The 13853-nt window shown below is 39.9% G+C and carries 10 protein-coding genes and 1 tRNA gene; 4 read left to right on the top strand and 7 right to left on the bottom strand.

What is annotated here, in order from left to right:
- Positions 1 to 474 precede the first annotated feature (474 nt).
- From E6C50_RS14280 to E6C50_RS14265, 4 genes are all read right to left on the bottom strand, one after another.
- Positions 475 to 562: transfer RNA gene (locus tag E6C50_RS14280), tRNA-Ser, on the bottom strand.
- 65 nt (positions 563 to 627) lie between these two features.
- A complete protein-coding gene (locus tag E6C50_RS14275; protein WP_136403909.1) occupies positions 628 to 1656 on the bottom strand; it encodes an asparaginase in 1029 nt (342 codons plus the stop codon).
- Positions 1649 to 2782, bottom strand: coding sequence for a 1-acyl-sn-glycerol-3-phosphate acyltransferase (locus E6C50_RS14270; RefSeq protein WP_136403908.1), 1134 nt, complete (start codon positions 2780 to 2782; stop codon positions 1649 to 1651). Before E6C50_RS14270 ends, E6C50_RS14275 begins: the two co-directional genes overlap by 8 nt.
- A gap of 63 nt (positions 2783 to 2845) precedes the next feature.
- Positions 2846 to 3613, bottom strand: coding sequence for a TatD family hydrolase (locus tag E6C50_RS14265; protein ID WP_136403907.1), 768 nt, complete (start codon positions 3611 to 3613; stop codon positions 2846 to 2848).
- A gap of 66 nt (positions 3614 to 3679) precedes the next feature.
- Between E6C50_RS14265 and E6C50_RS14260 the strand changes: the two genes are divergently transcribed.
- From E6C50_RS14260 to E6C50_RS14245, 4 genes are all read left to right on the top strand, one after another.
- Positions 3680 to 4123, top strand: a complete 444-nt coding sequence (locus E6C50_RS14260; RefSeq protein ID WP_136403906.1) for a retropepsin-like aspartic protease — start codon at positions 3680 to 3682, stop codon at positions 4121 to 4123.
- Between the two features lie 56 nt (positions 4124 to 4179).
- Positions 4180 to 5769 carry a T9SS type A sorting domain-containing protein gene (locus E6C50_RS14255; protein ID WP_136403905.1) on the top strand — a complete coding sequence of 530 codons (1590 nt, stop codon included), beginning with the start codon at positions 4180 to 4182 and terminating at the stop codon, positions 5767 to 5769.
- Positions 5770 to 5870: 101 nt separating this feature from the next.
- Complete coding sequence (locus tag E6C50_RS14250; protein WP_136403904.1) at positions 5871 to 7214, top strand: T9SS type A sorting domain-containing protein; 1344 nt, start codon at positions 5871 to 5873, stop codon at positions 7212 to 7214.
- Positions 7215 to 7507: 293 nt separating this feature from the next.
- The gene (locus E6C50_RS14245) at positions 7508 to 8332 is read left to right on the top strand and encodes a hypothetical protein (protein ID WP_136403903.1); all 825 of its coding nucleotides are present in this window, start codon (positions 7508 to 7510) and stop codon (positions 8330 to 8332) included.
- Between the two features lie 59 nt (positions 8333 to 8391).
- On the opposite strand, the gene E6C50_RS14240 is transcribed toward E6C50_RS14245, so the two are convergent.
- The 3 genes from E6C50_RS14240 to E6C50_RS14230 all read right to left on the bottom strand — a co-directional run bounded on the left by E6C50_RS14240 (position 8392) and on the right by E6C50_RS14230 (position 13811).
- Positions 8392 to 9609 carry a TCR/Tet family MFS transporter gene (locus E6C50_RS14240; RefSeq protein ID WP_136403902.1) on the bottom strand — a complete coding sequence of 406 codons (1218 nt, stop codon included), beginning with the start codon at positions 9607 to 9609 and terminating at the stop codon, positions 8392 to 8394.
- A 160-nt stretch (positions 9610 to 9769) separates the two neighbouring features.
- Entirely contained in the window at positions 9770 to 10984 is a 1215-nt protein-coding gene (gene odhB, locus E6C50_RS14235; RefSeq protein WP_136403901.1) for a 2-oxoglutarate dehydrogenase complex dihydrolipoyllysine-residue succinyltransferase, read from the bottom strand.
- 55 nt (positions 10985 to 11039) lie between these two features.
- Complete coding sequence (locus E6C50_RS14230; RefSeq protein WP_136403900.1) at positions 11040 to 13811, bottom strand: 2-oxoglutarate dehydrogenase E1 component; 2772 nt, start codon at positions 13809 to 13811, stop codon at positions 11040 to 11042.
- Between the last annotated feature and the right edge of the window lie 42 nt (positions 13812 to 13853).

Below are 13853 nucleotides of genomic sequence, written 5' to 3'. Positions count from 1 at the left end.
ATACAATTCATTTTGATTATAAAACCGGTATTTCAAATGATTTGGGTAAGCTTTTCAGAAACTTCATAACTGAATTTAGAAGATTGTAATACTTGTGGATGCTCAATAAATACACGGAGCATGGGATTTAGCTCAATGTCTAACAGTAATTTACGGACATTAGATATATTCATCTAACTAAATCTTGACGATGTAAATATTAAGATTATTATTAATCTCTATAAATTATAGTTAGTTTTTTAAGCCTTTATGACCTTATAAAGGCTTATTTTTTTTTATTATTTACTTTCATAAACTTATCTATGCATTGATAATCAAAATGAGATTTAAATTTACAAAGGCAATAAAAAAGCACAATATTTAATTTACTATCAGTCAATCAATTGTCACTACTTGGCTTAAAGGTTCGAGAGAATTTGAACAACAAAAAAACACGCTGCAAATCATTGACTTACAGCGTGTTACATCATTCAGCAGAGAGGAAGGGATTCGAACCCTCGATACTCTTTTGGAGTATACACACTTTCCAGGCGTGCGCCTTCGACCACTCGGCCACCTCTCTAAATTTTCAGACTGCGAATTAACGACTTTTATTTTGTTTTTTCAATGCTTTTCCGAAAAAAAATTTTAGCTCATTTCGCCGCGGATTGCCGTTTCAAATATGGTTTTAAAAACCGACGGGGAAACCTGTTGTCCCAACAAGTACATCAGCTTGGCAATTGCGGCTTCGGTAGTGATATCCCGACCCGAAATAACGCCTATTTTTTTAAGCTCCAATCCGGTTTCGTATTTATCCATATTCACACTTCCACCCGAACATTGGGTTACATTGACCACATGAAGTCCTTTTTCGATGGCTTTTTCCAGCGTTGCAATAAACCAGTCTTCCGTTGGTGCATTACCAGAACCGTAAGTTTCCAGTACGACACCTTTAAGATTTGGAATATGCAAAACCGCCTGTAATACGCTTTCGTTAATCCCCGGAAACATTTTGATGATCACCACATGATCATCAAAAGCCGTGTTGACTTTTAATTTTTTAGTTCCGCTTTTATGGAACAGTAGTTCTTCGTTTACTTTTAAATGCACACCCGATTCAGCAATGGCCGGATAATTGGGCGATGCAAACGCATTGAAATGTTCCGCGCTTATTTTGGTTGTCCGGTTCCCACGGTATAATTTGTATTCGAAATACAAACATACTTCCGTGATCAACGGTTTGTTTTTATTTTTTAGGGTCGCAATTTGTATGGCAGTAATCAGGTTTTCTTTGGCATCGGTTCTTAAATCCCCTATTGGCAATTGCGAACCGGTAAACACCACTGGCTTACCTAAGTTTTCAAGCATAAAACTCAATGCCGAAGCCGAATACGACATCGTGTCCGAACCGTGTAATACTACAAAACCATCAAATTTATCGTAGTTTGTTTCAATTGCATTCGCCATAGCCACCCATTTTTGCGGGTTCATATTAGACGAATCGATCGGTTCTTTAAACGAAAACGTCGCAATATCGCAATCCAACAGCTTTAATTCCGGAATGCGTAATAACAATTCGTCAAAATCAAAGGCTTTAAGCGCACCCGTTTCGGCATCTTTTACCATACCAATGGTACCGCCTGTATAGATTAACAGAATGTTCGGTCGGTTAGACATTTTCGTATTTCATTTTATTGATAACCGGATTGGCATACATTGCCAGGAAACCATCACGCAGCGTCTTTACTTCTGCACCTAATTTCATTTCCAGTCTTCGTTCGAAAAGTTGCTTCTCTTTTTGTGTGTATTTATCCGAAAACTGATCCGTTTTATGTAGTAAATCGTAGGCAATAAAATTGGTTGGCCACAATCTGTAGGTCGACAGAATCGAATCGTCTATTACCTGTGCCAATGCCTGAATCTGTTTGTTGGAATTATCAAATTCGGCACCAATCTTATCCAGTTCCGTATCCAATATGTCACCAACATGGATATGGATTCGCTTTTTCTGTCCGATAATACCGCTAATCAGCGTTATAAAATCTTCGTTTTTTTCTTTTATATACACCTCATCGTTTGCTTCAGCCATTAATTGTGGCATTTTTAATGCATCCGTAGGATCGTATTCATAGGAAATTGATACCGGTACTATTTTTAATTTCTTAAAAAAGGGAATTACGTCTTTTCCTTCACAGGCCATTGCCAACATTTTCAACACACCGGGATGTGTTGCATCATTTCCGTCTTTTGTACGTCCTTCGCGCTGGGCAATCCATACCGAACGATTCTCTTTTGTCAACAAATGATACATAAATTCCGACATCAGCTTGGAACTTTGCAGTAATTCTCTTGGCGATAATCCGCGTTGTACCAAAAAGTTACGATTTAATTTGGAAAGGGATAATAAAAAGGACTTTTGTACCAGATTATCTCCAATTGCCGAGGCCGTCATAATCATTCCATGATCAAAAAGGCTGACATTCAATAAAGAAGTATCCAGAATGATATCCCTATGGTTCGAAATGAACAGATAAGCCGTATTCGGATCCAGTTTCTCGAAACCGGAAGTAGTTAAGCCATCGGAGCTTTTTTCCAACACTCTTTGCACCGACTGATAAATAAAATTTACCTGAAAGTCTCTGATAGAATGTGTCCTTTTTAATTGCTCCATCCATACAGCTTCATCTACATCGGGAAACGTAAAGCTCATCAAAGCCTTCATCATCGGATGATGCATGATGCTTTGCAGTGCTTCATTTACTTCAGAATCATAAAACTGGCGTATATGATCAAATTTTGACATTAGTTATAAATTTAACAATCCACAAATGAACGAAAATTTTATTAATTGAAGGGAAATTCTTTGTTAAATCCCAAAAATTGCTTTAGAGTTCTCCGTAGTGATTCGGGCGATTTCGGCAACCGGAAGTTGGTAGAGTTCCGCCAGCTTTTCGGCCACCAATCGGGTATAACCACTTTCGTTACGTTTTCCACGATAGGGAACCGGTGCCAGATAAGGTGAATCGGTTTCCAATACCAGATGTTTTAGATCAATTTGGCTTAAAAACTGGTCAATTTTACCGTTTTTAAAGGTTACAACACCGCCGATTCCCAATTTCATATTATAAGAAATAGCCTGTAAAGCCTGTTCATAGGTTCCGCTAAAGCAATGGAAAATACCGAATAGTTCGTCTGATTTTTCCAGTTCGAGCACTTCAAAAATTTCATCAAACGCTTCACGGCAATGAATATTAATAGGCAATTTGTATTTTTTAGCCAGTTGAATCTGGTGACGGAACGCTATTTTTTGAATCTCCAATGTAGTTTTGTCCCAATACAAATCGATCCCGATTTCTCCAATGGCTTTAAATTCCCGTTGCGCCAATGCTGCTTCCACATGCGCCAGTTCTTCTTTGTAATTTTCCTTTACATAGCACGGATGCAAACCCATCATGAGATAGATATGTCCCGGATAGGCTTTTTCCAACGCATACATTTTTTCCGTATACGTCGAATCGATCGACGGTACAAAAAAACGGGTCACACCTGCTGCAATGGCTCTTGCAATCATCTCATCCCGATCCTGGTCAAATTCTTCCGAATATAAATGCGTATGGGTATCTGTTAAAGTCATCCTAATCTTGTCTTTTTAAAGTTGCAAAGGTACAAAGTTGTTCGTTTTTTAAGCTACATTTGATTTATGGAAAATTTACAGGACGTTTTAAAAGACAACGGCTATACCAAGATCCCTTTTAAAGTATCAAAAACACAACATTTGTTGATCAAAGCGAAAATCAACGGGGTTTCCGGTGATTTTATTTTAGATACCGGCGCCTCTAATAGCTGTATCGGTTTTGAAAGCATTGCTCATTTTTTATTGTCCGCGGAAGATTCTCCAACAAAAGCTTCCGGTGCCGGCGCTACCGGTATGCATACCCAAATGGCCTCAGGCAATTTATTACAACTTTCACGTTGGAAAACGGATGATTTTTCAGTGGTCATTTTTGATATGAGTCATGTGAATCTCGCATTACAACAGTACAAAGCGAGACCTGTTCACGGGATAATCGGTGCAGATATCCTATTAAAAGGCAAAGGAATTATCGACTATTATAATCATTATCTTTATTTAAAGAAAAAATAATCGCTATTCGTAATTTTTTAGTAGTTTTAAAGTCAAATTAGCAACCATTTGGCTTTATGAAGAAAAACTACTTATTTTCCTTACTCGTATCATTATTAACTACGATCGTTATTGGTCAGACCTGTCCTGTACCGAGCAATGTTTCAGTGGTCAATATTACCTCAAATTCCGCTGTGATGAATTGGACAGGAGCCAACGAAACACAATGGGAAGTCTATGTCACGCCCGCCGGAACAGCTCCTCCAAACAGTAATACAGTCGGAACCATCGTAACCAGCAATCCTTACGTAGTGACCAATCTTATCGGATGTACCACGTATAATGCCTATATAAAAGCCGTTTGTTCGCCAACACAAAGCAGCAATTGGTCGGCGGCATTACCTTTTACGACCGTCTTAGGACTTAATTCCGATATTCCGGATCTGGAAACCTGTGATGCCAACATGAGCGGTTTTGCAACATTCGACTTAACTTCAAACAATTACGCCATATTATACGGGCTTAACCCTTCCGAATATACGGTAAGTTATTTTGAAACCATAACGGATGCTTATTCCAACTCATCAGCTTTGGCCTCACCAACAAACTATACCAATATTAATCCGCAACAAATGCAGATTTATGTCCGGGTTGAAAACAATACTTCGGGATGTTTTGCGATTGCCTATTTTTACATCAGAGTAACACAAGGTCCTAATGTTTATTTGCCACCAACCGGTCAAATCTGCTACAACCAGACAAACAGCACAGCAACTCCTTACACCATCAACACCAATTTACCAGCCAATGGATATGCATTTCAATGGTATAAAAATGGCGTGATCATTGCCGGAGCAACCGCAAATTCATTTTCTGCCACAACTGAAGGCACTTATGTTGTTTCCGTAGAAAACATCGTTACAGGTTGTACCGCCATGGCCTCAACCTTATTAACCTATTCAAGCGCTGTAAATGCCACTGCTTATATAGATGATCAAACAATTACAATCAATACTACCGGACCCGGAAACTATCAGTATCAGATCGATAATGAACCGGCGCAATTGAGCAATATCTTTGAAAATATAAGCTTAGGAACACACAGTATCGCTGTGATTCCTCTCAATTCCAGTTGTTCACCTTTATATCTAACGGTACAGGTAACCACGCCTTCGGCTCCACGGGGACAATCAACACAAACGTTCACACAGGGGCAAACCTTAGCCCATCTGGTTATAAGCGGACAAAATATTAAATGGTATAGTACCCCTTCGGCTCCCGGCTTAACAGCTTCAACACAAACACCACTACCTTTAACAACCGTTTTAACGCATAATACCACTTATTATGCGTCGCAAACTATTAATGGTATTGAAAGTCCGAATCGTTTGGCGGTAACCGCTCAATTAACGGCATTGGGTAATGATGATTTTAACTTCAAGAAATTAACCTATTATCCGAATCCGGTTACCAATAGTCTTACTGTTTCAAATCCGGAAGCGTTTACCGGAATTACCGTTTCGAATCTGTTGGGACAAATTGTTTTCGACCGCAACGTAGATTCTAATCTTTATGAAGTTGATTTTTCCTCTCTTTCTAAAGGAATATACCTGGTTCGGATCACCGCCAACAATCAAAGTAAGACTTTTAAAGTCGTAAAAGAATAAAGAACTAGCCTCCCAATATGGAGGCTTTTTTTTTAATATTTACACAAATATTGTAAGTTTTTTTAGTAAATTTAAAAAAATCCTACTGAAAACCAGTAATTATGAAAAAAAACTACTATTTTATAGCAATCCTTTTTATATTGATCAGCAATTGTGTGTCCGGACAAAATTGTCCCGCACCTTCAATCGTACTTCCTGTAGCAAGCACCTCTACCTCCATATCGCTTCAATCGATATCCACTGGTAGTGAAACACAATGGGAAATTATTAAGCTCCCGCATGGGAGTCCCGCTCCTACGGTTTCTGCTACCGGTATCATTACCTCCTCCAATCCGTTTACTTTTACCGATCTTGAACAATGTACTTCTTACGATTTTTATGTACGTGCAAAATGTTCTGCATCGGAAAGTAGCAGCTGGACGCCACGTCTGGATGTCATTACTACCATACCTGTTGCTTTGCCTATACCCGATTTATCGGTTTGCGATACCAACAATGACGGATTTGCTACCTTCAACCTTACTGCCCATAGCAGCCTTATTTTAACAGGGTTGGATCCTTCCTTTTATTCGGTTGCTTATTATAGGGTTTCCAATATAATCGGTAATGATGAGGACCTGATAACCAATCCGGAAAGCTATACGAATACGACTCCATTTCAATCGACTATTATCGTCAAAGTGTACAGTCCTGTTGGGCGTTGTGCTCACTTTAATTGGTTAACTCTCATCGCACTTCCAACACCGGAAGTGACGCTACACGACGCTACGCTCTGTTTTAATCCGGGCACACAAACCAGTACACCGCACCTTTTCGACACCCAATTGTCTGATACGGAATACGATTTTGTATGGCTCAAGGGCAATGATCCTATTAACGGGGCTACCGGTAGCTCTTATAGTACGGCTACTCCTGGTATGTATAGCGTAACGGTTACCAACCGTACCAATGGCTGCCAGTCGACAGCAACAGCAACTTTATCACCACCCGCTACCCTTACTGCAACAGCGACCGTAAACAATCAGACGGTTACCGTTACAATAGATAACCCTGATAGCTTCCAATATCAAATGGACAACGGTCCGGTACAAAGCAGTCCTGTTTTTCAAAATGTGGCCGCAGGCAATCATACGATAACGATTATCCCGATACAATCCGCATGTCCTCCTTTTAGCATTACCACAAACGTAACACTGCGTAATTCCGATTTTACTTTTCAAAAATTACGCCTTTACCCCAACCCGGTTACCCACAGCCTGACGATTTCGAATCCGGAAACTTTTACCGGGATTACCGTTTCCAATCTGTTAGGTCAGATCGTTTTCGAACGCAACGTAAATTCCAATCTTTATGAAATCGATTTTTCGACTCTTTCCCAAGGGGTATATTTGGTTAAAATCGCTATACACGGTCAAAATAAGACCTTTAAAATCGTAAAAGAATAACGAACTAGCCTCCCTGATACGGAGGCTTTTTTATACTACTTCCTGCATTTTATTTCAACTATTTCCTATCTCTTTACATCCATTTTCATTTCTCAATCGGCTAAATATTAAATTATTTCACATTAAAAAGACAAAATAAAACAGCAAACAAATTCGTTAAATTTATTTATATTTACATGTTTTTTTGTTAAAACAACCACTAATTAACCAATAAAAAAGCTCAAACTGATTTATTTTATTTAATGACACTGAACCCAAAATAAATTAAAATCTAACCCAATCTTAACTAAAAAATGAAACTGATTATTGAGCAACTCAAAAAAGGAATTCAAACCCATCCTTCCGTTCTTAACAGTACCTTATCTAGTGTCAAATCATGGAAACGAGCCCAGTATATAATCCTTTCGGAGATTATAGCCGATGCCTTATCGCGCTCGGAATACTTACAGGGAAATCGAAAAAACGAATTGGGAACCACTATTTCAAGTACCACCTTACACCGTATTTTCACTAATGATTATGAGACTAAAGAAAACTCCGATTTGCGTTTTCTAAAAACCTTGGACAAACTGGCTATTTTTATCGGTTATGCTTCTCTCAATAGTTTTATCGCAAATCATAAGGAGAGAATACATCCCATTTCGTTATTCGATAGTAATGATGAACATACTGCCTATTTTGAACATCTTCTCCACCAATTTTGTGAAGATGAATTTCAATGTCTGTTAAAACTTCCTGAAGTAAACCTCAGTCGTTTATCGGATTTTATTTTTGAAGACGGTCCGTTAACCCAACGTATCACCGGATTATTGGAAAAATATGCTAAATTAAACCTCTTTTTAAACAACGATAACAATCGGTCGAAATTCGAAATTTATGATTTCCGGATTACGCGTATTGACGATACACTGACCGTAATTTCCGCTAAAGAACGCTGGAATCTGGAATGGCGCGACGCAACCGGTACGATTAGCAATACCTATAACAAAGTAGATCTACAGACGTATTTTATCAAGAAAAAACATAACACCTGGAAAATCTGGGACAATTACAATCCCAACTACCACAATCTCAGTTTGGAAGCTTCACTTAATATGCTTCAGAAAATTGAGGCCTGAAAAACAAAAAACCTGTCAGAACACGTCCCGACAGGTTTTTTATTGTAAACATATACTATTTATAATTTTCCTTTCCGGAATACCGAGTAGGATATTATCGTACTGATCAACATTAGAGTTCCTCCCAACAAAAAGGGCGCACCCGGAAATTGGAATGGCGCTTCGTCGTGGGTAAAAAAGTAAAACGTATTGGTCATTAAAGGCGGACCGATAATCGACGTTACACTCATCAAACTCGTTAAGGTTCCCTGTAACTCACCTTGTTCCGTTGGTGGCACATGACTTGTGATTACCGATTGTAATGCCGGACCGGCGATACCTCCCAAACAGTATGGCACCAGGAACATCAACATCATCCAGCCTTCATAGGCAAAGGCAAAAAGGAACATTCCGATGGTATACAAAAACATCCCCACATAAATACTTTTCTCATTTCCAAGTTTTGGATTGATCCAACGGATTAAACCTCCCTGAACCAAACCAACCAGTAATCCAATGGCTCCTAATGAAATCCCGACCATTTTTTCGTCCCAATGGAAACGGTACATCGTAAAGAAACTCCAGTTACTGTGAACGGCGTGTGCCGCAATGTACAATATCGTCATGGATACCACCAATCCGATTAAAGACGGGTATTTTTTCAGGTTTAACAACGATCCTACCGGGTTTGCTCTTTTCCAATCGAAAGGACGGCGGTTTTCTTTACTCAGCGACTCCGGAAGAACAAATAATCCATACAGGAAGTTGATTGCACACAAAACGGCAGCCGCATAAAACGGAACCCGAGCGCCATATTGTCCCAATACACCACCAATTACCGGTCCGATGATAAATCCGAGGCCAAAAGCCGCTCCTATCATTCCGAAGTTCTTTGCCCGGTCTTCAGTGGTGCTGATATCGGCAATATAAGCTGAGGCTGTGGTAATACTCGCTCCGGTGATACCGGCCAAAATCCGTCCTATAAACAACCAGGTGATGGTTGGCGCAAACGACAACAGCAAATAATCCAGTGCAAATCCCAAAAGGGAAACCAATATAATGGGTCTTCGTCCATATTTATCGCTTAGGTTTCCGATTACCGGGGCGAAAATAAATTGAGTAAAGGCATAGGCAAATGTCAGCCATCCGCCATATTTGGAGGCCACACTGACATCTCCGTGTATTAGCTCTTCGATCAGCTTAGGGATAACCGGAATAATAATCCCCCAACCGGTAATATCGATGAGCATGGTTATAAATATAAAACCAATCGCTGCCGATTTTTGTTTCTGTTTCATTTATTTTTTTCTTACTTAATCCGTCACAAAAATATTGTTTTTTGCTTCTGTTCGTATTTTTTCTTTTAAAGGTTATTTAATCTTTTTTAAATCGGTTCGATTACAGGCATAAAAAAACCACGCAAAATGCGTGGTTTTTTATCGTATCGGAAAATCGTATTTATAGCTCAAGAGCTTTTTTAGGATTGTTATCCATTAAGATTTCTACCGGGTTTTCCAACGCTTCTTTTACAGCCACTAAGAATCCAACAGATTCACGGCCATCAATAATTCTATGATCATATGACAAGGCTACAAACATCACAGGAGCAATAACGATCTGACCGTTTTTAACTACCGCGCGTTCTACCACATTGTGCATTCCTAAAATACCGGATTGTGGCGGGTTGATGATTGGTGTTGACAACATACTTCCAAATACACCTCCGTTTGAAATCGTAAATGTACCACCTGTCATTTCATCCACAGTGATTTGTCCGTCACGTGCACGAATCGCCAAACGTTTGATTTCTGCTTCCACACCTCTGAAAGTCAACAATTCTGCATTACGTACAACCGGTACCATTAATCCTTTCGGACCAGAAACCGCTACGGAAATATCACAAAAATCGTAAGAAATTTTTTCTTGTCCATCGATCATTGAGTTTACATCCGGATATAGCTGTAAGGCTCTTGTAACCGCTTTTGTAAAGAAAGACATAAATCCTAATCCCAATCCATGTTTTGCTTTGAAAGCTTCTTTATATTCTTCGCGTAAGGCATAGATCGCACTCATATCCACTTCGTTGAACGTTGTCAACATAGCTGTTTCGTTTTTAGCAGAAACCAGCCTTTCCGCTACTTTACGACGTAACATGGATAATTTTGTTCTTTCCGATCCTCTGCTTCCACCTGTAGGCGTACCCATAGACGGAACTGCATTTACCGCATCTTCTTTTGTAATTCTTCCACCTTTACCTGTACCAACGATTTCTGCAGGCTGAATGTTTTTCTCATCAAGAATTTTTCGTGCTGCCGGAGATGGTGTTCCTGTAGCATATGTAGTAGCTGCCGGAGCTGCTTTTGGAGCTTCCGCTTTTGGAGCCTCAGCTGCTTTTTCTTCTTTTGCAGGTGCTGCTGCGCCACCTTCCGGTTTTGCGGCTCCTGTATCGATTAAACAAACTACCTGACCTACTGCAACGGCATCACCTTCTTCTGCTTTAAGGGTAATAATACCACTCGCTTCCGCTGGTAATTCCAGGGTTGCCTTATCGGAATCAACCTCTGCAATAGCCTGATCTTTTTCTACATAATCTCCGTCTTTTACCAACCACGTTGCGATTTCAACTTCTGTGATCGATTCCCCCGGTGAAGGGACTTTCATTTCTAAAATCATCGGTATATAATTTTATAAGGTGTTGTTATTTTTATCTGAATTTCAAATGTACAATTTAATTGAATAAATTTTTGTCAAAAACCATCGCAATTGCATTGGCATGACGTTTTTTGGAACGGGTATAACTTCCTGCTGCCGGCGCACTGTATGCTTTTGGCGATGCTAAACGGAATTTCACTTCGTTAAAATTCATTAGCATATAGCCGTAAGCTCCCATGTTTTTCGGTTCTTCCTGTGCCCAAACGAAATCGTCGGCATTCGGATATTTCGCCAATACTTCTTTTAATTGTTCAACCGGTAACGGGAATAATTGCTCGATTCGTACCAAAGCCACATCGTTTCTTCCTTTTTCTTCTCTTTCGGCCAATAGATCGTAGTAGAATTTACCCGTACAGAAAACAACCGATTTTACCTCGTTCGGGTTTACTGTTACGTCGTCGATCACTTCCTGGAAGCTTCCAGTTGCAAATTCTGCTACCGAAGAAACCGCTAACGGATGACGCAATAAACTTTTCGGTGTAAACACGATCAACGGTTTACGGAATTTCGTCACCATTTGTCTGCGCAACAAGTGGAAGAAGTTCGCCGGAGTGGTACAATCCGCTACATACATATTGTGTTTGGCACACAACTGCAAATAACGCTCCATACGGGCCGAAGAGTGTTCTGCACCCTGGTTTTCGTATCCGTGCGGTAACAACATTACCAATCCGTTTTGGTTGTTCCATTTGTCTTCTGCAGCCGAAATATACTGATCAATCATGATCTGCGCTCCATTCGAGAAATCTCCGAACTGTGCTTCCCAGATTGTTAAGGTATTCGGGCTAGCCAATGCATATCCGTAATCAAAACCTACAACTCCGTATTCCGATAATAGTGAGTTATAGATATAGAATTTTCCTTTTTGATCTTTTAACTGGTTTAACAATACCACTTCTTCTTCTGAATCTTCCACTTTAACCACCGCATGACGGTGTGAGAAGGTTCCTCGTTCTACGTCCTGACCGGAGATACGCACATCGTATCCTTCGGTTAACAGGGAACCATAGGCTAACATTTCGCCCATTGCCCAGTCTAACTTGTCCGTTTCGAAGAACATGGTTTTTCTGTCGTTAATCAGTTTCTGGATTTTGCTGATAAATTTCTTATCAGACGGTAATTCAGTTACAACTTTAGCAATATCAGTTAAGACTGCTTTGTCTACTTTCGTATCGAATTTCTGTAACATTCCTTCATCACTCACCTGCTCAAATCCTTTCCATTCATCCTGCATAAACGGTGTGATGATCGTTAAATCTTTTTTACGGGAAGCTTCCAGATTCTCTTCCAATCCTGCCTTATATTCGGCTTCCAATGCACCAACATAGTTACTGTCGATTACATTTTCCGCTTTTAATTTCTCGGCATAAATATCTCTTGCATTTTTATGTTTTGAGATGATTTTATAAAGTTGCGGCTGTGTAAAACGAGGCTCGTCACCTTCGTTATGGCCATATTTTCTATATCCTAAAAGATCGATAAATACGTCAGAACCAAATTCCATACGGTAATCCAAGGCGAACAACATCGCGTGCACTACTGCTTCTGCATCATCTGCATTTACGTGTAGTACCGGCGACAAGGTCACTTTGGCAATATCCGTACAGTACGTAGACGAACGCGCATCTAAATAATTCGTTGTAAATCCAACCTGATTATTGATCACTAAGTGAATCGTTCCATTGGTTTTATAACCGTCCAGTTTTGCCATCTGAACGATTTCGTATACAATTCCCTGTCCGGCTACTGCGGCATCACCATGAACGGCGATTGGCAATACTTTTGCCGTATCGTTCGGGAAATAACGATCCTGTTTGGCTCTGGCAATACCTTCTATTACCGCTCCAACTGTTTCCAGGTGCGACGGGTTTGGCGCCAGGTTAATATTGATATTTTTTCCGGTTTGTGTGGTACGGTTGGCTGTTAATCCCAAGTGGTATTTTACGTCTCCATCGAACAAGGCATCATCGTCATAATCTTTTCCGTCAAATTCCGAGAAGATATCCTGAGTTGCTTTTCCGAAAACGTTTGCCAATACATTCAAACGACCACGGTGTGCCATCCCCATTACAAACTGCTCCACTCCTTTTTCAGCTGCCGTCTCGATCAAAGCATCCAATGCCGGAATCGCCGACTCACATCCTTCCAATGAGAAACGTTTTTGTCCAACGTATTTCGTATGAAGGAAGTTTTCGAAAGAAACCGCTTCGTTTAATTTTTTAAGGATTCTTTTTTTCTGATCCGCATTAAAACTCGGGTGATTGTCGTTAATGTCCAGTCTTTTCTGAATCCATTCGATCACTTCCGGGTCACGGATATACATATATTCCACTCCGATAGACTCGCAGTATACTTTATTCAGGTGGTTTAAAATTTCCTGAAGCGTACATGGGTTAAGGTTTACTACCCGCGCTGCATCGAAAACAGTATTTAGATCAGCTGTGGTTAATCCAAAATTTTCAATTGCCAATGACGGCGTAAAAATTCGTCTGTCGCGAACCGGGTTTGTTTTGGTAAACAAATGACCTCGGGTACGATAACCATCAATCAATTTTAAAACATTAAATTCTTTTTGTAATTTGTCCGAAACAATAGAACAATCGGCTTGTCCATTGGCTACTGCTGTAAGTTGCTCAACCGGACCTTCGCTATATTCGCTTGCAAAATCGAACCCCTGGAAGAAGCTCCTCCAACTTGGTTCAACGCTATCTGGATTTTGTAAATATTGATCGTATAAATCTGCAAAAAATGCAGTGTGTGCCGCGTTTAAAAAGGAAAACCTATCCATAACTTTGTCTAAAGACCTTTTTTGTTAGAAAATTTTTCGCAA

The sequence above is a fragment of the Flavobacterium supellecticarium genome, assembly GCF_004801375.1.
In the GTDB taxonomy this organism is placed as follows: domain Bacteria; phylum Bacteroidota; class Bacteroidia; order Flavobacteriales; family Flavobacteriaceae; genus Flavobacterium; species Flavobacterium supellecticarium.
Note: the sequence above shows the minus strand (reverse complement) of the source record. Positions and strands in the feature narration are given on the sequence as shown.